Consider the following 19,031-nt stretch of genomic DNA (forward strand, 5'->3'; position numbering starts at 1 on the left):
CCGCCCGGCGCGTCGCCGTGCCGGGCGGTCAGCGGGCGACCGCCCAGGCCAGCACCGCCGCCAGGATCAGGCCGTTGAGCACCGCCAGACCCAGGTACGCCGCGGGCGGGATCTTCCTGCCCCGTCGGACGAAGGAGACCAGGACCGCGGCGTAGCCGAGCAGCAGGACGGCGATGACGACCAGGAAGTAGAACACGCCGACGACCTTAGCGGGCCGCTCGGCTCCTGGCGCGCAGGCCGAGCTGCCGCAACTCCAGCGCGGCCAGGGCGTCGACGGTGTCGTCGTCACCGCGCCGCCACGCCTCGGCCACGTCGGGCGCGATCCGGGTCAGCCGGCCCAGTGGCTGGGTGGCCAGCGCGCGCAGGGCGAGCAGGTCCCGGCCGGCCGGCCCCGCGGCCAGCTTCGTGGCCGAGGAGGCCCGGCGCATCCAGCGGACCCGCAGGGGCAGCCACCCGAACAGCACCAGCCCGAGCGGGAAGATCAGCACTGCGATGGCGAGGGCGAGGGCGAGCTGGTCGACCAGGTGCTGCTGGTCACGGCCGGCGTCGGCGAGCGACCGGGCGGCATCGGCGGCCCGCTGGAAGGGCGCGGTCAGCTCGTCGCCGACCAGCGGCACCCGGCCGACCTTGCTGCCGGCGTCGCCCAGGTTGTCGGCGAGCCCGGTGCCGGCGCCCTCCAGCTTCTGCCCGGGTACGGCGAGCTTCTGCACCAGGTCGTGCAGCCAGAGCGCGCCGCGGATCGCGACGTACACCCAGGCGACGACGAGCAGATCGGTGAGCAACTGGCGGGCGGCGGTGGGAAAGCGATCGGCGTAGATCTTCACGCCGGACAGCGTGCCACGAACAGCCCGGCACGACACTCGTCGTCCCGCCCACCACGTCCACGGACCCCACCTCGAAGCCGGTGCTGGTGATCCGTGGATGCGGCTGGTTCACCCGTCGAAGCGTCGTCCGCCGCCGGCGCGGGCGGCATTACCCAGCGCCTTTGCTCTGCTTCAACTGGCGCAACACTTTCGGCCGGCCGCTGTTGCGTGGGTAGAAGCAGAGCAAAGGGCGCGCGGAGGGTGCCCCGGGCCGGGAGGGCGTGCGGAGGGTGGCCGGGCCCGGGAGGGCGTGCGGAGGGTGGCCGGGGCGTTGGTCAGTGGGCGCAGGCCGGGCAGGTGCCGAAGATCTCCAGGGTGTGGCTGACGTCGGCGTAGCCGTGCTGGGCGGCGACCCGGTCAGCCCAGCTCTCCACTGCCGGGCCGGCCACCTCGACCGTGTTCCCGCAGGCTCGGCACACCAGGTGGTGGTGGTGCCCCTCGCTGCACCGGCGGTAGAGGTGCTCGCCGCCCGGCGGGCGCATCACGTCGATCTCGCCCGCGTCGGCCAGCCCCTGCAGTGTGCGGTAGACCGTGGTCAGGCCGACCCGCTCGCCGCGCTGCCGCAGCATCGCGTGCAGGTCCTGGGCGCTGTGAAAGCCTTCCATCTCGGCGAGCAGCGCGCTCACCGCCGAGCGCTGCCGGGTGTTGCGCACCGCGGCGCCACTCTCGCTCATCATCCCTCCCCGGCGTGGCTGACCGCGTCCGCCACGATGTGCGCGACGTGCTCGTCGACCAGGCTGTAGGCGATCTCCCGCCCACGGCGGGAACCCCGCACCACGCCCGCGCCGCGCAGCACCCGCAGGTGCTGGGAGACCAGCGGTTGCGCGGCCCCGAGCTTCTCCACCAGCTCGTGCACGCACCGCTCGCCGTCGGCGAGCTCACTGACGATGGCCAGCCGGATGGGCGCCGACAGGGCGCGAAGCAACTCGCTGGCCCCATCGAACCCCTCGTAGCCCGTCGCGCTGGTCACCCTGCAACGGTAACCAATATCGGCGACATCCCGCTGATCAGGTTCACCCCAGCACAACCTCGTGCGGTTCCGGCGCCGGCGCGGCGGCCGGCGCGGCCCGGCGGCGCAACGCCCGCCAGACCCCACCCGCCACGGCCACCACCAGGAACGAGGCGATCGCCAGCAGCACCACCGAGGCGCCCGGCGGCGTGTCCGCCGTGGCCGCCACCCACACGCCGGAGCCGGCGGCGAAGAAGCCGAGCGCCATCGCGGCGGTCATCGTGCTGCGGAACCCCCGGGTGACCTGTTGGGCGGTGGCCACCGGCACCACCATCAGCGCGCTGATCAGCAGCACCCCGACGGCCCGCATCGCGATGGTCACGGTGATCGCGGTGGTCACCGCGATGAGCAGGTTGAGCGTACGCACCGGCAGGCCGGACACCCGGGCGTACTCCTCGTCGTGGCAGACCGCGAAGAGCGCCGGCCGCAGCGCGATCATGGTGACGAGGATCGCCGCGCCGAGAACCGCGATGGTGATCAGGTCACTGGCCTGGATGGTGGTCAGCGACCCGAACAGGTAGGCGTTGAGGTTGGTGCTGGTCGCGTCGGAGAGCCCGACCAGCAGTACGCCACCGGCGATGCCGCCGTAGAAGAGCAGCGCCAGGGCCAGGTCGCCGGAGGTACGCCCGCGGGCGCGGACCAGCTCGATGGCGATCGCCCCGATGGTGGCCACGATCACCGCCACCAGCACCGGCGAGCGGTTGAGCAGCAGGCCGGCGCCAACGCCGGTCAACGCCACGTGCCCGACGCCGTCGCCGATCAACGCCAACCGGCGCTGCACCAGGTAGATGCCGAGCGCCGGCGCGGCCAGGCCGATCACCAGCGCGCCGATCAGGGCGCGCTGCATGTAGGGGTACTGGAAGAGTTCCATGCTCAGTTGCTCCACAGCCCGGCGGGCTCGTCGGGACCGTGCGGGTGCACATGGTCGTGGTCGGGCTCCGCGTGATGGCCGGCCGGGTCCGGCACCGCACCGTCGTGACAGATGCCGCCCTGGTGAACGACGACCGCCCGGCTGATCACCGGTCGCAGCGGGCCCAGCTCGTGGGCCACCAGCAGCACCGTCCCGCCGCCGGCGACGAAGTCGCGCAGCGCCCCGGCGAACGCCTCCTGGCTGGCCGCGTCCACGCCGGCGGTGGGCTCGTCGAGGATCAGCAGCTCCGGTTGGCCGGCCAGCGCGCGGGCGATCAGCGTGCGCTGCTGCTGGCCGCCGGAGAGGGTGGACACCGGGTCCGCGGCACGGTCGGCGAGCCCGACCGCGCGCAGTGCGGCGTCGACGGCGGCCCGGTCGGCCCTGCCCGGTGGGCGGAGAACCCCCCGGCGGGCCAGCCGGCCGGAGGCCACCACCTCACGGACGGTGGCCGGCACGCCGCCGCCGGCGCCCAGGCGCTGCGGGACGTACCCGATGCGCTGCCACTGGCGGAACTGGCGCAACGGCCGGTCGAAGAGGGTGATCGAGCCGCCGCCGAGCGGCACCAGCCCGAGCACGGCCCGGATCAGCGTGGACTTGCCGGAGCCGTTGGCGCCGAGCACCGCGACCACCTCCCCGGCGGTCACGGTGAGCGAGACGTCCCGGAGCACCGGGCGGCCGTCGTAGCCGACCGCCCCGTGCTCGACGGTGATGACGGGTGCGTTCACGAGCAGCTCAACGCCGTCCGCAGGGTCTGCAGGTTGGTACGCATGACCGAAAGGTAGTCCGCGCCGCTGCCGGCGGCGAGCCCCTCGATCGGGTCCAGCACCGCGGTCCGCGCGCCGACCTGACCGGCGATGGTCTCGGCGACCTTCGGGCTGACCAGTGTCTCGAAGAAGATCGTGGTGGCCTGGTGCTCCTTCGCCTCCTCGATCACCTGCGCGAGCCGCTGCGGCGAGGGCTCGACGTCCGGGCTCAGCCCGGTGATGCCGACCTGCTGGAGCCGGTACCGGTCGGCCAGGTAACCGAACGCGGCGTGGCTGGTCACGATCTCCCGCCGCTGGCAGGTCCGCAGGCCCTCGGTGAACTCGCCGTCCAGAGTCGTCAGGTCGGAGCGCAGCGCCGCGGAGCGGGCGGTGTAGTCGGCGGCGTGATCCGGGTCGGCCTTGCCGAGCCGCTGGGCGAACTGGTCGCCGATGGCGGCCAGTCGGGTCGGGTCGAGCCAGACGTGCGGGTCCTTGCCGCCGTGCTCCTCCTCGGCGTGCTCATCCGCGCCCTCGCCAGCGTGGTTGTGCCCGCCGGCGCTCGCGTCCAGCAGCGGCTGCACGCTGGTGACGTCGAACGTCCGGTCGTCACCGTTCTGCGCGACGGCGTCGTCCACCGCCGGCTGGAAGCCCTTCAGGTAGACGATCAGCTCGGCCTCGCTGACCTGGCCGACCTGGCTCGGTGTGAGCTCCAAGTCGTGCGGCTCTGCGCCCGGCTTGGCGAGGTTGGTCACCCGGACCGCGTCGCCGCCGATCCGCTCCGCGAGGAACTGGAGTGGGTAGAACGCGGCGACCACGTCGACCCGCTGGGGGTCGGCGCCGGCGGCGCCGCCGACGGAGCAGCCGGCGCCGGCGCCCAGGGCGAGCAGGGCGGTCGCGGCGGCCAGGACACGAGACGAGGTGCGGTTGGTCATGTCACCAACTGTCCGTCGTAACGATAATGATTGTCAAAAACGCATGAGTGCATGTCAGAGCAGCTTCACCAGGCCCACCGTCACCAGCAGGGTCAGCATCAGCAGCCGGATCAGCCGGGTCTGCGGGGCCTGAACCGGCCAGGTGGTGGCCAACAGGGCGATCAGGCCCGCGGCCAGCGCCAGCGTCAGCAGCCCGCCGATCACCCCGGGCGTGAAGAACGCGACCAGCACCACCACCAGGGTGAGCAGGAACACCGACGTCGGGTTCGCCCCGGCCAACCGAGCCAGCAGGGGGCGCTGCGTACGCTGCATCCCACAGACTCTACGAGGAGGAACCCGGTGCTGGTGACCAACCGGTTCGTGGTCGACGTCGATGTCGCCGACGACTTCACCGAACGGGCGCACGCCGCCCTCACCGCGCTGGCCGCCCGCCCCGGCTACCTGCGCGGTCAACTGGTCCGGGCGCTGGACGACCCCCGCCACTGGTCCTTGGTCACCGAGTGGGAGTCGGTCGGCACGTACCGGCGGGCGCTGGGCGCCTTCGAGGTCAAGGTGAGCGCGGTGCCGCTGCTCGCCGAGTCGGTCGACGAGCCGTCCGCGTACGAGGCGCTGGCCACCGCGGCGCCCGGCGGGGCCGTGGTGGTCGCCGAGAGTGATCGGGCTGCTGGTCCTTACCGCTGAGCCGTCGGGCACTACCCTGCTCCTATGACCGCACCCGCCCCGCCGCCCGGTCCCGGGGTGGCGCCGCCGTTCGCCGCGCCCCCCACCGAGGGCCGCCGGACCCGGCTCTGGATCGGCCTCGGCGTCGGCGCGCTCGCCGTGCTGCTCTGCTGTGGCGGAGGCGGAGCAGCCGTGGTCGGCCTGGCCGTCACCGGCGTGCAGGCGATCCGGGAACAGGGCCGCACGGTGACCGGCGACTACTACCAGGCACTGGTCGAGCGGAACTACGGACGGGCCTACGACCAGCTCTGCGACGACGCGCAGCGGCGCGAGTCCCGCCCCGAGTTCGAGCGGCGCGCGGCCGCCGAGCCACAGGTCGCCGCGTTCCGGGTGGGTGAGGTGGACACCACCAGCCTGACCGTGCCCGTCGACGTGACGCTCGACGGCGGCGACCGGGAGCAGCAACAGGTCAGCCTGGGTCAGGACGGCCAGACCGGTGGCATGGAGGTCTGCGGGGTGAGCTGAGCCGCCCCCGGTATTCTGCTGGGCTCGGGGCGACAGTGGTCGTACCGTTGTCCCGAACTGACCCGCTCCATCCACATCTCGCCCCCGCCGACCGCCAGCCGGCGTAGGAGGAAACATGCCAGCCGACCGTATCGACGCCGTCGTCAGTCTCGCCAAGCGCCGAGGCTTCGTCTTCCCCTCCAGCGAGATCTATGGAGGCACCCGATCGGCGTGGGACTACGGCCCGCTCGGCGTGGAGCTCAAGGAGAATGTCCGCCGGCAGTGGTGGAAGACCATGGTCCAGCAGCGCGACGACGTGGTCGGCCTCGACTCCGCGGTGATCCTGGCCCGCAGGGTGTGGGAGGCGTCCGGTCACATCGCCGAGTTCGTCGACCCGCTCACCGAGTGCCAGTTCTGCCACAAGCGGTTCCGGGCCGACCACCTCGAGGAGGCGTACGCCGAGAAGCACGGCAAGCCGCTGACCTCGCTCGCCGAGCTCAACTGCCCCAACTGCGGCAACAAGGGCACCTTCACCGAGCCGAAGATGTTCAACGGCCTGATGAAGACCTACTTGGGCCCGGTGGAGAGCGACGAAGGGCTGCACTACCTGCGCCCGGAGACCGCGCAGGGCATCTTCGTCAACTACAAGAACGTCGAGACGGTCGCCCGCAAGAAGCCGCCGTTCGGCATCGCGCAGACCGGCAAGTCGTTCCGCAACGAGATCACCCCGGGCAACTTCATCTTCCGGACCCGCGAGTTCGAGCAGATGGAGATGGAGTTCTTCGTCGAGCCGGGCACCGACGAGCAGTGGCACGAGTACTGGCTCCAGGAGCGCTGGAACTGGTATCTCGACCTCGGCCTGTCGGCGGACAACCTGCGGCTCTTCGAGCACCCCAAGGAGAAGCTCTCGCACTACTCGAAGCGGACCGTGGACATCGAATACCGCTTCCAGTTCGGCGGCACCGAGTTCGCCGAGCTGGAGGGCATCGCCAACCGCACCGACTTCGACCTCTCCACGCACAGCAAGCACTCCGGCGTCGACCTGTCCTACTTCGACCAGACCAAGGGCGAGCGCTGGATGCCGTACGTCATCGAGCCCGCCGCCGGTCTGACCCGCGCCGTGCTCGCCTTCCTGCTGGAGGCGTACGACGAGGACGAGGCGCCGAACACCAAGGGCGGCGTGGACAAGCGCACCGTGATGCGGTTCGACCCGCGGCTGGCCCCGGTCAAGGTGGCGGTGCTGCCGCTGTCCCGCAACGAGGCGCTGTCGCCGAAGGCGAAGGACCTCGCGGCGCTGCTGCGCAAGCGCTGGGTGGTGGAGTTCGACGACTCGCAGGCGATCGGCCGCCGTTACCGCCGGCAGGACGAGATCGGCACCCCGTTCTGCGTGACGGTGGACTTCGACACCCTGGACGACAACGCCGTGACGGTTCGTAACCGGGACACGATGGCCCAGGAGCGGGTCTCCCTGGACCAGGTCGAGCGCTACCTGATCGAGCGTCTCCCCGGCTGCTGAGGTGCAAGGAAGGGCCCCTTCTTAACGCCTCAGGTATAGGAGGGGCCCCTTCTTAACCGCGCACACTCCGGGAGTGGAGTGTGCGCGTACCCGATCAGGTGCCTGCGTGCTCCGGGCCGGCTGAGTCGACCCGGACCCGGAGCGTGGCGCCGACGCCCTGCCGGGACTCGTACGCGTCCTCGACAGTTCGTCGGATGTGGTCCGGATGGCGCCGGAGTTGTGCTGGCGTAACGTGCAGTACCAGGACACCGTGCCGACTCAGCTCGTTGTGCCGTTCCAACGTCCGCGCCCAGTCGCTTGGACTGAAGTGGTACTCCTGCGAATCGACCTCCAGCGCCACCGCCGAGTCGGTCAGGTACCCGTCCGGCGTCGGCAGCGCCGCCCCGTCGAGCGTACGAAGGCGTGGATTCCATCGTATTTCTGGCAGAACTGCGCTGCCTGCCAGGCACTCACGCATCTCCGCCTCTGGAGCCGACCGGGTGCCGGCCACGACCTCCGCGTACGCCATCCTGATCAGCGCTGTGCGACTGCGCCGCGCCCGGCGGATCTCCTCGTCCAGCCTGCCGAGATCGGTGAAGCCGCGCTGGACGGACTCGGCGACGATGGCCCGCACTGGGCGAAGCTGCCGTAGGTCACGGGCCGCGTCCACCACCGCCCGCGCCGGCGAGCAAACCGGGTAGAGCGCGGTCGACCGGGGCCGATCATCGAGTGCCAGGGCTCGCCGAACAAGGGCGTAACCCGCCGACCGGCGCCGCGTGTGGTGCGGCACCACCAGGTGTACGTCGGTGTTGCGCGGAATCTGGCGGAACCCGTACCAGGCGAGCGCCGCGAAGCTGGTGAGCTGCGCCCGCGGCCCGGCGTAGAGCGCTGCGGAGATCCGCCGTTGTTCATCGGTCAGTACGCCCGTCACCAGGGCGTACGTCGCCGGCAGGACGCGTTGCCACTGCCCGCGCCGGGCCTGACGGTACAGGTACATGTCGTCGTAGCCGGCGGCGAGCAACTGAGCTCGGGTGGCGATCTGCTGCTGCCGCTCGACCACCGCCGCCAGCTCGGGTGGATGTTCACGCATGACCGCAGCCTGGCTGCCGGAGCCGGGCTGTTCCCGTCCCAGCCGTACGAGCTGTGGACAACCCGCCTGCTGTGGACAACCCCGTTGATCATTGCTTGGTGTGATATGCGTCGTGTTAATAGGGGGCCCTTCCTATGCACCAGGCGTTAAGCAGGGGCCCTTCCTTACACTTGTCCGGTGAATGTTTCGACCGTGCCTGTGCTGCGCCCGTTGACGCTCGGGCGGTATCAGGTGTGGCCGCCGGTTGTGCTCGCGCCGATGGCCGGGATCACCAACGTCGGGTTCCGGCGGCTGTGCCGGGAGCAGGGCGGCGGCATCTACGTCTGCGAGATGATCACCACGCGGGCACTGGTCGAGCGGAATCCGAAGACGCTGCGCATGATCGCGTTCGGTGACGACGAGCAGCCGCGCAGCCTCCAGCTCTACGGCACCGATCCGGAGATCACCGCCGCCGCGGTGCGGATCGTCGTGGAGCGCAACCTGGCCGATCACATCGACCTGAACTTCGGCTGCCCGGTGCCCAAGGTGACCCGCCGGGGTGGCGGCGCGGCGTTGCCGTGGCGACGCCGGCTCTTCGCCCGGCTGGTGAAGGCCGCGGTGGACGCCGCGTCGCCGGCCGGGGTGCCGGTCACGGTCAAGATGCGCAAGGGCATCGACGACGACCATCTGACGTACGTCGAAGCCGGGCTCGCGGCCCAGGAGGCCGGTGTCGCCGCGGTGGCCCTGCACGGACGCACGGCCGGGCAGCGTTACTCGGGCACGGCCGACTGGGACGCGATCGCCACGCTCAAGCAGGCCCTGGACGTGCCGGTGCTCGGCAACGGCGACATCTGGGAGGCCGACGACGCGCTGCGGATGGTCGCGCACACCGGCGTCGACGGCGTGGTGATCGGGCGCGGCTGCCTGGGCCGACCGTGGCTCTTCGCCGACCTGGAGGCCGCCTTCCACGGTCGGCCGGAGCGGCGGCTGCCCACCCTCGGCGAGGTGGCGGTGACCATGCGCCGGCACGCCGAGCTGCTGGTCGACCAGTTCGTCGCGGGGGCGCGCAACCCGGCCCGCGGTGAGCGGGACGGGTGCACCGACTTCCGCAAGCACGTCGCCTGGTACCTCAAGGGCTTTCCGGTCGGCGGCGAGCTGCGCCGCTCGCTGGCGATGATCGAGAGCCTGGCCCAGCTCGACGACCTGCTCGGCAAGCTCGACCCGGCGGAGCCGTTCCCGGTGGCCGCCCTCGGCCAGCCGCGCGGCCGGACGAACTCCCCGGGCAAGGTCTTCCTGCCCGACGGTTGGCTCGCGAGCCGGGACGACGACGTCGTCCCCGAGGACGCGGAGCTGGACGACTCCGGCGGCTGACCGCCTCCGACGACGACGAGAGGCCGGCCCCCGATGGGGGCCGGCCTCTCGCTCACGCGCAGGGGATCAGGAGGTGGCGTAGCCGCGGCTGGCGATCCAGTTCGCCAGGTTGGCGATGCTCACGTCGTAGGCGGGGTCGTTGGGGTTGGCCGAGTCGGCGATGGTGGCCGTGTCGCCGTTGTCGCGGTAGCCCACGACGCTGATGTAGTGGCCGTTGTCGTACGAATGGGTGTTGCCGTCGGTGTCCGTGGTGGTGCCGTAGATGTTGGCGACCACGGCCCGGCCCGCGTCCACGGTGCGGACGACGTCGGCGCGCAGCGTCTTGACCTGGGCGTCGCTCGCCTGGTCGTCGCGCATCTCGACGCTGTGGTACGCGTTCTTGCCGGTCTCCTGGTTGAGCACCGGGGTGATGTCGAAGATGGAGCCGGTGCCGGCCTCGGTGGTGCCCATCTTCTTGGCCATGTCGTCGACGCTGATCTCCTTGCCCAGTACGGACAGGGCGTTACGGGTTGCGGCGGGCCCGCAGTCGAAGAAGTTGGGCTGCGCCGCGTAGCGGACGTTCAGCTCGCGTTCGCTGGGGCTCTTGCGGTCGCCCTGCGTCTGGGTGGTGGCGGGCTTGGCGTCCGACGCGGCGTATGCAGCGGTGACGGGTCCGACGATGGCGCCACCGGTGCAGGCGAGGCCGGCAGCGGTCAGAGCGGCCTTACGAATCAGATCGGTACGCATGATGGCGTGCTCCTCTGCTCGGGGTACGCGCGACACAGTCCTGCGTCACACGGGATCGGGAAGGTCCGGAGTGATCTGCCGGGCGGCCGTGTGGCCTGCTCCGGTGTCCTGGGGATGTAACCGTCTGGGCCGGCGAGCCATTCCGCCGATGCAGAGGCGGCGGTCAACCCGAAACAGGATGTCCCGTCGGTTATCGACAATGCGGGAGTGCGGGCCCCATAAACCGGACATCAGTCGTTCCTGTCATATTACCGGGCTTTGGCATGTCCCCCCCAAATGCCGCCGGAACCGGACAAGGGCAATCTTCGCTCATCTCCTCGTGGTAATCGGGTCAGTACCTCTATGTACTGTGTGCCGCAGAACTGGTGCGCAGATCGGGAAGATGATCGGGCAAATCTTCGGCTGGTTGCTCCCCTGTGGCGGGGATGGGGCGGTAAGTGGTGACGGAAGGGCCGCGCGGGGGGCGGGAGGTCGTCTCGAATCTGGCCGCCGCGGCGGCGGCCTGCTGGCGACATGGGCGCGACGTCGTCGAGACGACGGACATCCTCGTCGAACTGGCGACCTCGATCGCGTCACTCGACCGTCTGCTCGGCCCGCGTGCGCACGATCTCCCCGAGGCGGTTCGTGGCCTTCCGGCGGAGCTTGCGTCGCCCGACGCGCCGGCGACGCGCGCACCAGCCGTCCGGGAGGCCGAGGCTGTCCTGCGAGAGGCGACCTGGGAGGCCCGCCGGGAGCTGCGGCACGACCGCGGCGAGGCGGCGCCCGCCTGGAGCGCGGCCAGTCGCGCCGCCGTCACCGGGGCCCTCGACACCGCCGCAGCCAGGGGTGTCCAGCACGCACACGGGATGCATCTCCTCTCGGCGCTGCTCGACGACCCCGCGTGCCGTGCCACCGGCGCGTTGACGCGCCTGGGTTTCACGCAGGACGACATCCTGCGGGCCGTGCCGGTGGGCAAGGTAGTGGCCGAGGAGGGCTCGCCGATCGCCTTCACCGCCGGCTTCCTAGCTGCGGCGGGACTGGTACGGGAGTCGGGCGGTGCGCTGTCCCGGCGAGTGCGCCACCGGCTGAGTCGCCTGGTGCTGCGACCGCACGCCGGTGTCGTCCTCGTGTGGCTCGAGCAGGAGGCGATTCGTCAGACTGTGCGGCTGGGCAGGGCCGACGTCGACAGTGTCGCGCTGCTGGCCGCGATCCTCTCCCTCGACGAGCAGTTGCGGTTCACGCGTCGCACCATCGCGGTGCCCTGGGCCGCCTTGAATGCCGCCCGGGAGAATCTCGTGGGGCACGGGCTCGATCTGCCCACGCTGGCGTCGCGGGCCGTGCCCCTGCCGTCAGCGGTGACCGCGCCGGGCCGGACGTACCACCGGCGGGACATGACCGGAGACCCACCGTTCGGGCGGGACGCGGCGGACGTGGTGGAGCACGCTCGTGGCCTGCCGGACCGACGTGACCTGGGCACGAGCCATCTGGTGCTGGCGATGCTCGCCGAGCCGGGATGCGCCGCTCATGCCCTGCTGGCCGGCGCGGTGGACCCGGCCCGACTGGGACGCGAGCTGTCGAACCGGCTGTCTGCCTAGCGCCGCCGCGGTGTCGACTCGGTGGCGGCGCGGGGCGCAGGAAGCGGCGGCGCGGCGGGCCAGGGGACGTCCGGGGCGGGGTGGAAGGCGATGCCGGCGGCGGCCCAGCGCGGGCCGTGCCCGGCCAGGCGGTCGCGGAACGCGGCCCAGTCGTGCGTCGCCCGGGGCGACCAGCCCAGCTCGGCGATGGCGGGCAGCCGGGGCAGCAGCATGAACTCGATCTCGGCCAGCGAGGTGACCGATTCGGTCCAGAGCGGTGCCTCGACACCGAGTACCGCCGCGTCAGGCACTCCCGTCACGTGTGACCCGGGATCCCAGTCGTACGCCCGGCGCACGTCGATCAGGCCGGCCCAGTCCTGCCCGAGCGGGGTGTCCGGGTCGTACTTCATGTCCAGGTAGGCGTGGTTGCCGGGGGAGAGGATCAGCCGGGCGCCCCGGCGTACCGCCTCGAGGGTGGCCGGGTCTTCGCCGTTCGTGCCCCACCACTGGAGTACCCGCCCGTCGACGTGCGCGGCCGGCGCGAGCTGGTGCCAGCCGACGACGGTCTTGCCGGTGTCGGCGACGATCCGCTGCGTCCGCTCGACGAAACCGGTGTAGACCGCACCCTTGACCTTGAACGCCTCGTCACCGCCGATGTGCAGCCACGGTCCGGGGGTGAGCGCGGCGATCTCACCCAGTACGTCGGCGATGAAGTCGTACGTCCGTTCGTCGGCCGGGTCGACGTAGCTGAAGCCGACCTCGGTGCCGGTGTACGGCGGTGGCGCGACCTTGTCCGGCGCCAGCTCGGGGTATGCGACCAGCGCCGCGTTGGTGTGCCCGGGGAGGTCGATCTCCGGGATGACGGTGACGTGGCGGGCGGCGGCGTAGCTGACGATCCGCCGGTAGTCGGCCTTGGTGTAGTGCCCGCCGGGGCCGCCGCCGACCTCGGTCGCCCCACCGACGGTGGTCAACCTCGGCCAGGAGTCGACGGCGATCCGCCAGCCCTGGTCGTCGGTGAGGTGCAGGTGCAGGTGGTTGAGCTTGTACCGGGCCAGGTGGTCGACGACGCGCAGGACGTCCTCGACGTCGAAGAAGTGCCGTGCCACGTCGAGCATCGCGCCCCGGTACGAAAAGCGGGGTGCGTCGGTGATGGTCCCGCCCGGCAGCATCCACCGTTCGGTGACCGGGGCCGGGCTCTCGATCGCCGGTGGCAGCAACTGGCGCAGGGTCTGCACGCCGTGGAAGAGGCCGGTGGCGGTGGCCGCGGTGATGGTGACGCCGGCGCGGGTCACGGCGAGCCGGTATCCCTCCGCGCCCAGGCTGTCGTCGTCGTTGAGCACGAGCGCGATGCCGCCCGCCGCCGGTCGGGTGGTGTCGGTGACCGGCAGCGGGTAACCGGTGGCGGGTCGCAGCAGCTCGGCGAGGTGCGCGGCGACCGTCAGCGCGGCGGGGTCGGCGCTGGCCACGATGACGGCGTCGGGTGGTAGCAGCCAGTCCCCGGCCGGGTCCGGCTCGACCTGCTGCGGCGCGGGCACGACGTCGGCCAGCCGGACCGGGGCCGGCGGGGCGAGCAGTTCGCCGGCGGCCTGCTCGGCAGACCGGGCGAGCGTGGCGGCGTCCGGTTCGTGCGCCGACAGCGGCATGGAGCCGGTGGGACCGGGTCCGCCGGGGGTGGCGGTGGGTCCGGGCGAGGGGATGGTCGACACGGCGGCGGCTCCGGGGGGTGTATTCGCGTCGGTTATGGCAAAAGTGAGGTTCACCGGCTGGCGTTGCCGTCAAGGGTACGGCGACAGGCCGGGATGCGTGATCGTGCGCATGGAAGCGTTCCCAAAAACCGGTACGAACGCGGATAGTCGTGATAGCTGTGCCGATTGTCACCGAACGGTCCCGGGCCACTCGATGTTCGCTTAACCTTCGCCCACCGATCGGCGTCGACCCCGGGATTACCGGTGGTCCGTCCCGGGGTATGAGGAAACTGAACCTTCGTTAAGTGTCAATCCGGCGCGCGTGGGAGGCTCTGGTGGCAGCGCAAGAGACCGTCGATCACAAGTACGTCTACGACTTCACCGAGGGCAACAAGGACCTCAAGGACCTGCTCGGCGGCAAGGGCGCCAACCTCGCCGAGATGACCAACCTCGGTCTGCCCGTTCCGCCTGGCTTCACCATCACCACCGAGGCCTGCCAGGCGTACCTCACGACCGGCCAGGAGCCGGACGGGCTCGCCGACCAGATCGAGGCGCACCTGGAATCGCTGGAGCGCGCGATGGGCAAGCGCCTCGGTGACCCGCAGGACCCGTTGCTGGTCTCCGTCCGCTCGGGCGCCAAGTTCTCCATGCCCGGCATGATGGAGACCGTCCTCAACGTCGGCCTCAACGACCAGAGCGTGGTCGGGCTCTCCGCGCAGGCCGGGAGGAACGACCGGTTCGCCTGGGACTCGTACCGGCGACTCATTCAGATGTTCGGCAAGACCGTCTGCGAGGTGCCGGGCGAGGAGTTCGAGCACGCCCTCGACGACATCAAGCGCGCCAAGAACACCCACAACGACCTGGACCTGGACGCGGACGACCTTCGCGGGCTGGTCGACGCGTACAAGAAGATCTTCCTGAAGCACACGGGTCGGGAGTTCCCGCAGCAGCCGCGCGAGCAGCTCGACCTGGCCATCCGGGCGGTCTTCGAGTCGTGGAACGCCGAGCGCGCGGTGCTCTACCGCCGCCAGGAGCGGATCCCGGCCGACCTCGGCACCGCGGTCAACGTGGTGACCATGGTCTTCGGCAACCTCGGCCCGGATTCCGGCACCGGCGTCGCGTTCACCCGCGATCCGGCCAGCGGCGCCCAGGGCATCTACGGCGACTACCTGGCCAACGCCCAGGGCGAGGACGTGGTCGCCGGCATCCGCAACACGGTGCCGTTGCAGGAGCTGGAGCAGCTGGACAAGACGTCCTACGACCAGCTGCTCTCCTTCATGGCCCGGCTGGAGGAGCACTACCGGGACCTCTGCGACATCGAGTTCACCATCGAGCGCGGCAAGCTGTGGATGTTGCAGACCCGCGTGGGCAAGCGCACCGCCGCCGCCGCGTTCGTCATCGCCGGCCAGCTCGTCGACGAGGGCCTGATCGACCTGGACGAGGCGCTGCACCGGGTCAACGGCGCGCAGTTGGCCCAGCTGATGTTTCCCCGCTTCCAGCTCGACCACGAGTTCCAGCCGGTCGCGAAGGGCATCGGCGCCTCGCCCGGCGCGGCGTCCGGCAAGGTGGTCTTCACCTCCGCCCGGGCCGTCGAGCTGGCCGCCGAGGGCGAGTCGGTGATCCTGGTCCGCCGGGAGACCAACCCGGACGACCTGAACGGCATGATCGCCGCCAAGGGCATCCTCACCTCGCGCGGTGGCAAGACCAGCCACGCCGCCGTGGTGGCCCGGGGGATGGGCAAGACCTGCGTCTCCGGCGCCGACGAGATCGACGTGAACGTGCCGGCGAAGCGGTTCACCGTGGCCGGCCAGACCGTGAGCGAGGGCGACGTCGTCTCCGTCGACGGCACCACCGGCAAGGTCTACCTGGGCGAGGTGCCAGTCATGCCGTCGGAGGTGGTGCAGTACTTCGAGGGCAGTCTCGACCCGGAGCACATCGACAACGCGCTGGTCCGTGCCGTACACCGGATCATGACGCACGCCGACGACAGGCGGCGGCTCGCGGTCCGCACGAACGCCGACACCGGCGCGGACGCCGCCCGGGCCCGGCGCTTCGGCGCCGAGGGCATCGGCCTGTGCCGCACCGAGCACATGTTCCTCGGCGACCGGCGCGAGCTGGTCGAGCGGCTGATCCTGGCCCGCGCGGACGATGAGCGGGAGGCGGCGCTGACCGCGCTGCTGCCGTTGCAGCGGGCCGACTTCGAGGAGATCTTCCGCGAGATGGACGGCCTGCCGGTCACCGTCCGGCTGATCGACCCGCCGCTGCACGAGTTCCTGCCGCCGCTGGAGCAGCTCGCGGTCAACGTCGCGGTCGCCCAGGAGCGCGGCGAGGACGTGGCCAAGGAGGAGGCGCTGCTCGCCGCCGTCCGGCGGATGCACGAGGAGAACCCGATGCTCGGGCTCCGGGGCGTCCGCCTCGGCCTGGTCATCCCCGGATTGTTCGCGATGCAGGTCCGGGCCATCGCCGAGGCGGCCGTCGCCTGCGCCCGCGGCGGCGGGGTGGCCAAGCCGGAGATCATGGTGCCGCTGGTCGGCGCCGTGCAGGAGCTGGAGACGGTGCGCGCCGAAGCCGAGAAGATCATCGCCGAGGTGGTCGGGGACAGCGGCGTCGAGGTGCTGATCGGCACCATGATCGAGGTGCCGCGGGCGGCGCTGACCGCCGGGCAGATCGCCGAGGCGGCCGAGTTCTTCTCCTTCGGCACCAACGACCTCACCCAGATGGCCTGGGGCTTCTCCCGGGACGACGTCGAGGGCGCGTTCTTCTGGCGCTACCTGGAGCTGGGCATCTTCGGTATCTCGCCGTTCGAGTCGATCGACCGCGACGGCGTCGGCCGGCTGGTGCGGATCGCCGCCGAGGAGGGTCGGGCCGCGCGGCCCGGACTGAAGCTCGGCGTCTGCGGTGAGCACGGCGGCGACCCGGACTCGGTGCACTTCTTCCACGAGGTCGGCCTGGACTACGTCTCCTGCTCGCCGTTCCGGGTGCCGGTGGCCCGGCTGGAGGCCGGCCGCGCGGTGGTGGAGACCGACGGCTCGGACAGCCGCTGACGCGGTGCCGGCGGCGGCCCGGGCCTCCGGACCGCCGCCGGCACCGATCATCAGATCGGCGGGCGACGCCAGGTGGGCCGCGCCGAGCGGCGCAACTGCGCCGGCAGGGTGGCCATCGGGGTACGCATGACCAGCGGCGCGTGCGCGTCCGGTACGGCCGAGACGGGGGGTCTCGCGTCCCGGTTGTCCAGCACCGAGCCGGCCCGGCGCGCCACCGCCCGGGCTTCCTCGTGCAGCCCCTCCAGGTCGTCCGCCGCCGTGACGGTGACCAGGGTCAGCAGGGCGGTGCGCCCAGCCGGGTAGGTGACCACGCAGCCGGCGGTGGTGCGCACCACCGACTCCCGGAAGTCGCCCCGCCGCACCGTGTCGGCCACCCGGTGACCCAGACCGAAGCTCGCGGCGGCGAGCGCGGCGAGGTGGGTGGCGTCGGTGCTGGGCAGGTCACTGGAGATGAGCAGCCCGTCGGTGCCGGCCAGCACGGTCCCCGCGACCTCGGGGCGGCGCCGACGCAGCCCGCGTAGCTCCGTGCCGACCACCATGTCTGCGTCCACGAGCGTCTTCTCCCTACCGGTCGGGCCCCTGCGTGCGATCAGTTGGTCACGTTCCGCGCCGGGAACGCTACCGGCGGCCACTTCCGTCCGCGAGCCCGTAACGGTCGGCGATCGGCTGACAACTCCCGGCCAATCGGCGGTTGTGGACCTTTCGGCGAGGCGTCGCGGGCAGGTCGGTCGGCCCTGGCGGGCGTAATCTTGGCTCGCTCGTACACCGCCGATTGCGCACGCCGTCGAGGGGGGAAGGGGACTGCATGAGCAGCGTCTGGGAGAGCCTGACCGTCGACGCCCGCGATCCGGCCCGACTGGCCCGCTGGTGGGCCGAGGCGCTCGGCTACCAGGTCGTCGCCGAGGAGCCGGACGGCGTGGAGATCCGCCAGTCCGCGGACCGGCGTCCCGCCCTGTTCTTCGCGCGGGTGGCCGACGGCAAGGAGCGGAAGAACCGGCTGCACCTCGACCTGCGCCCCGCTGACCAGGAGGCCGAGGTCGAGCGGTTGGTCGACATGGGCGCCCGGCACGTCGACATCGGCCAGGGCGACGTGGACTGGACGGTGCTGGCCGACCCGGAGGGCAACGAGTTCTGCGTTCTTCGTGAGCGCGAGGAGTGAGCCGGGTTTGCGAGCCCCGCAGTCGCGGTTGACCGCACCGCCGTCCGGCGCGGCGGACGCCCGGCTGGTCGAGGAGGCCCCCAAGGACACCGGCCACCGTCGGTCACCGTACGAGCGTGACCGCGCCCGGGTGCTGCACTCCGCGGCGTTCCGTCGACTGGCCACGAAGACGCAGGTGCACACCGCCGGCACGGACGACTTCCTGCGTACCCGGCTGACCCACTCGTTGGAGGTCGCCCAGATCGCCCGGGAGATGGGCGCCCGGCTGGGCTGCGACCCTGACGTGGTGGACGTCGCCGGGCTCGCCCACGATCTCGGGCACCCGCCGTTCGGGCACAACGGCGAGGCGGCGCTGGACCTGCTCGCCACGCCCTGCGGCGGCTTCGAGGGCAACGCGCAGACGCTGCGGGTGCTGACCCGGCTGGAGGCGAAGGTGCTCGCCCCGGACGGCTCGTCCGCCGGGCTGAACCTGACCCGAGCCTCGCTCGACGCCATCGGCAAGTACCCCTGGGCGCGGCGGCCGGGCCAGCGGAAGTTCGGGGTGTACGCCGACGACGTTCCGGTCTTCGACTGGCTCCGGGTTGGCGCGCCCGGCGACCGGCGCTGCCTGGAGGCGCAGGTGATGGACTGGGCCGACGACGTCGCGTACTCGGTGCACGACGTGGAGGACGGGATCCACGGCGGGTACGTCTCGCTGCGCCCGCTGCTCGCCGACGCCGACGAGCGGGCAGCTCTCTGCGCCGATGTGGCCGCCACCTACTCGGGGGAGTCCCCGGCGGACCTGGGTGAGGTGCTGGTCGAGCTGCTGGCCGACCCGCTGCTCGCCCCGCTCGCGGGGTACGACGGCAGCCACCGCGCGCAGGCCGCGCTGAAGGCCACCACCAGTGGACTGACCGGTCGGTTCGTCTCCGCGGCGGTGGCCGCCACCGAGGAGCGGTCCGGACCCGGCCCGCACCGCCGCTACGCCGCCGATCTGGTGGTGCCGCGGCTGGTCCGGGCCCACTGCGCCCTGCTCAAGGGCATCGCGCTGCGCTACGTGATGCGTCGCGCCGGCTTCCGGGGCCGCTACGAACGGCAGCGGACGATGCTGGCCGAGCTGGTGGCCGCGCTGGTGCGGCGGGCGCCGGACGGGCTCGATCCGGTCTTCGCCCCGCTGTGGCGGGCCGCGCCGGACGACGCCGCCCGGCTGCGGGTGGTGATCGACCAGGTCGCCTCGCTCACCGACCCGGCGGCCGTGACCTGGCACACCCGTCTGGTCGGCGGCGGCGCACCGCCGGCGGGCGACGGCGAAGATTAGGCTAGCCTAAG

Annotated in this window: 20 protein-coding genes; 8 read left to right on the plus strand and 12 right to left on the minus strand. The window is 71.7% G+C overall.

Annotated elements, in window-relative coordinates; translation table 11 throughout:
- Nucleotides 1–28 precede the first annotated feature (28 nt).
- From ACFYPS_RS08635 to ACFYPS_RS08670, 8 genes are all read right to left on the minus strand, one after another.
- Nucleotides 29–196: a hypothetical protein gene (locus ACFYPS_RS08635; protein WP_167517539.1), complete on the minus strand. Its 168-nt coding sequence runs from the start codon at nt 194–196 to the stop codon at nt 29–31.
- A 10-nt stretch (nt 197–206) separates the two neighbouring features.
- Complete coding sequence (locus tag ACFYPS_RS08640) at nt 207–824, minus strand: hypothetical protein (RefSeq protein WP_354965567.1); 618 nt, start codon at nt 822–824, stop codon at nt 207–209.
- Nucleotides 825–1,138: 314 nt separating this feature from the next.
- The gene (locus tag ACFYPS_RS08645) at nt 1,139–1,537 is read right to left on the minus strand and encodes a Fur family transcriptional regulator (RefSeq protein ID WP_354965566.1); all 399 of its coding nucleotides are present in this window, start codon (nt 1,535–1,537) and stop codon (nt 1,139–1,141) included.
- On the minus strand, nt 1,537–1,833 hold the full coding sequence (locus tag ACFYPS_RS08650; protein WP_089019464.1) for a metalloregulator ArsR/SmtB family transcription factor: 297 nt from the start codon (nt 1,831–1,833) through the stop codon (nt 1,537–1,539). Before ACFYPS_RS08650 ends, ACFYPS_RS08645 begins: the two co-directional genes overlap by 1 nt.
- Before the next feature lie 43 nt (nt 1,834–1,876).
- Nucleotides 1,877–2,743, minus strand: coding sequence for a metal ABC transporter permease (locus ACFYPS_RS08655; RefSeq protein ID WP_354965565.1), 867 nt, complete (start codon nt 2,741–2,743; stop codon nt 1,877–1,879).
- 2 nt (nt 2,744–2,745) lie between these two features.
- Complete coding sequence (locus ACFYPS_RS08660) at nt 2,746–3,507, minus strand: metal ABC transporter ATP-binding protein (protein ID WP_354965564.1); 762 nt, start codon at nt 3,505–3,507, stop codon at nt 2,746–2,748.
- The gene (locus tag ACFYPS_RS08665) at nt 3,504–4,457 is read right to left on the minus strand and encodes a metal ABC transporter substrate-binding protein (RefSeq protein ID WP_354965563.1); all 954 of its coding nucleotides are present in this window, start codon (nt 4,455–4,457) and stop codon (nt 3,504–3,506) included. The genes ACFYPS_RS08660 and ACFYPS_RS08665 overlap by 4 nt, the downstream gene beginning before the upstream one ends.
- 54 nt (nt 4,458–4,511) lie before the next feature.
- Nucleotides 4,512–4,769 (minus strand): hypothetical protein, encoded by a 258-nt coding sequence (locus ACFYPS_RS08670; protein WP_354965562.1) that lies wholly within the window; start codon nt 4,767–4,769, stop codon nt 4,512–4,514.
- Between the two features lie 27 nt (nt 4,770–4,796).
- Here ACFYPS_RS08670 and ACFYPS_RS08675 point away from each other — a divergent pair, with 27 nt between their 5' ends.
- The 3 genes from ACFYPS_RS08675 (at nt 4,797) to ACFYPS_RS08685 (ending at nt 7,137) form a co-directional block, all read left to right on the plus strand.
- Nucleotides 4,797–5,138, plus strand: a complete 342-nt coding sequence (locus tag ACFYPS_RS08675) for an antibiotic biosynthesis monooxygenase (protein ID WP_074313566.1) — start codon at nt 4,797–4,799, stop codon at nt 5,136–5,138.
- A 24-nt stretch (nt 5,139–5,162) separates the two neighbouring features.
- Nucleotides 5,163–5,642: a hypothetical protein gene (locus ACFYPS_RS08680; protein WP_354965561.1), complete on the plus strand. Its 480-nt coding sequence runs from the start codon at nt 5,163–5,165 to the stop codon at nt 5,640–5,642.
- Nucleotides 5,643–5,757: 115 nt separating this feature from the next.
- Nucleotides 5,758–7,137, plus strand: a complete 1,380-nt coding sequence (locus ACFYPS_RS08685) for a glycine--tRNA ligase (protein ID WP_354965560.1) — start codon at nt 5,758–5,760, stop codon at nt 7,135–7,137.
- Between the two features lie 94 nt (nt 7,138–7,231).
- Here the strand turns inward: ACFYPS_RS08685 and ACFYPS_RS08690 are convergent, their stop codons facing one another.
- Nucleotides 7,232–8,206, minus strand: a complete 975-nt coding sequence (locus ACFYPS_RS08690) for a type IV toxin-antitoxin system AbiEi family antitoxin domain-containing protein (protein WP_354965559.1) — start codon at nt 8,204–8,206, stop codon at nt 7,232–7,234.
- Between the two features lie 177 nt (nt 8,207–8,383).
- Between ACFYPS_RS08690 and dusB the strand changes: the two genes are divergently transcribed.
- On the plus strand, nt 8,384–9,556 hold the full coding sequence (gene dusB / locus ACFYPS_RS08695; RefSeq protein WP_354965558.1) for a tRNA dihydrouridine synthase DusB: 1,173 nt from the start codon (nt 8,384–8,386) through the stop codon (nt 9,554–9,556).
- Nucleotides 9,557–9,622: 66 nt separating this feature from the next.
- Here dusB and ACFYPS_RS08700 read toward each other — a convergent pair whose 3' ends face one another.
- Nucleotides 9,623–10,282 (minus strand): C39 family peptidase, encoded by a 660-nt coding sequence (locus ACFYPS_RS08700; RefSeq protein ID WP_354965557.1) that lies wholly within the window; start codon nt 10,280–10,282, stop codon nt 9,623–9,625.
- 440 nt (nt 10,283–10,722) lie between these two features.
- Between ACFYPS_RS08700 and ACFYPS_RS08705 the strand changes: the two genes are divergently transcribed.
- Entirely contained in the window at nt 10,723–11,856 is a 1,134-nt protein-coding gene (locus ACFYPS_RS08705; RefSeq protein ID WP_387323688.1) for a Clp protease N-terminal domain-containing protein, read from the plus strand.
- Here ACFYPS_RS08705 and ACFYPS_RS08710 read toward each other — a convergent pair.
- A complete protein-coding gene (locus ACFYPS_RS08710) occupies nt 11,853–13,595 on the minus strand; it encodes a family 20 glycosylhydrolase (protein WP_387323691.1) in 1,743 nt (580 codons plus the stop codon). The genes ACFYPS_RS08705 and ACFYPS_RS08710 overlap by 4 nt on opposite strands.
- A gap of 260 nt (nt 13,596–13,855) precedes the next feature.
- Between ACFYPS_RS08710 and ppdK the strand changes: the two genes are divergently transcribed.
- Nucleotides 13,856–16,564: a pyruvate, phosphate dikinase gene (gene ppdK, locus ACFYPS_RS08715; protein ID WP_354965555.1), complete on the plus strand. Its 2,709-nt coding sequence runs from the start codon at nt 13,856–13,858 to the stop codon at nt 16,562–16,564.
- A 50-nt stretch (nt 16,565–16,614) separates the two neighbouring features.
- Here the strand turns inward: ppdK and ACFYPS_RS08720 are convergent, their stop codons facing one another.
- Nucleotides 16,615–17,115, minus strand: a complete 501-nt coding sequence (locus ACFYPS_RS08720; protein WP_354965554.1) for a roadblock/LC7 domain-containing protein — start codon at nt 17,113–17,115, stop codon at nt 16,615–16,617.
- Between the two features lie 254 nt (nt 17,116–17,369).
- On the opposite strand from ACFYPS_RS08720, the gene ACFYPS_RS08725 reads away from it, so the two are divergent.
- On the plus strand, nt 17,370–17,723 hold the full coding sequence (locus ACFYPS_RS08725) for a VOC family protein (RefSeq protein WP_354965553.1): 354 nt from the start codon (nt 17,370–17,372) through the stop codon (nt 17,721–17,723).
- A gap of 7 nt (nt 17,724–17,730) precedes the next feature.
- On the plus strand, nt 17,731–19,020 hold the full coding sequence (locus ACFYPS_RS08730) for a deoxyguanosinetriphosphate triphosphohydrolase (RefSeq protein ID WP_387323695.1): 1,290 nt from the start codon (nt 17,731–17,733) through the stop codon (nt 19,018–19,020).
- Nucleotides 19,021–19,031: the final 11 nt, after the last annotated feature.

The sequence above is a fragment of the Micromonospora sp. NPDC005087 genome (assembly GCF_042872965.1).
GTDB lineage: Bacteria > Actinomycetota > Actinomycetes > Mycobacteriales > Micromonosporaceae > Micromonospora.

Bases quoted from the DNA above. Each gene is read 5' to 3' on its own strand.
- ACFYPS_RS08645 (WP_354965566.1), bottom strand. From the start codon at position 1,537: ATGAGCGAGAGTGGCGCCGCGGTGCGCAACACCCGGCAGCGCTCGGCG.
- ACFYPS_RS08700 (WP_354965557.1), bottom strand. From the start codon at position 10,282: ATGCGTACCGATCTGATTCGTAAGGCCGCTCTGACCGCTGCCGGCCTC.
- ACFYPS_RS08685 (WP_354965560.1), top strand. From the start codon at position 5,758: ATGCCAGCCGACCGTATCGACGCCGTCGTCAGTCTCGCCAAGCGCCGA.
- ACFYPS_RS08665 (WP_354965563.1), bottom strand. From the start codon at position 4,457: ATGACCAACCGCACCTCGTCTCGTGTCCTGGCCGCCGCGACCGCCCTG.
- ACFYPS_RS08655 (WP_354965565.1), bottom strand. From the start codon at position 2,743: ATGGAACTCTTCCAGTACCCCTACATGCAGCGCGCCCTGATCGGCGCG.
- ACFYPS_RS08725 (WP_354965553.1), top strand. From the start codon at position 17,370: ATGAGCAGCGTCTGGGAGAGCCTGACCGTCGACGCCCGCGATCCGGCC.
- ACFYPS_RS08690 (WP_354965559.1), bottom strand. From the start codon at position 8,206: ATGCGTGAACATCCACCCGAGCTGGCGGCGGTGGTCGAGCGGCAGCAG.
- ACFYPS_RS08680 (WP_354965561.1), top strand. From the start codon at position 5,163: ATGACCGCACCCGCCCCGCCGCCCGGTCCCGGGGTGGCGCCGCCGTTC.
- ACFYPS_RS08670 (WP_354965562.1), bottom strand. From the start codon at position 4,769: ATGCAGCGTACGCAGCGCCCCCTGCTGGCTCGGTTGGCCGGGGCGAAC.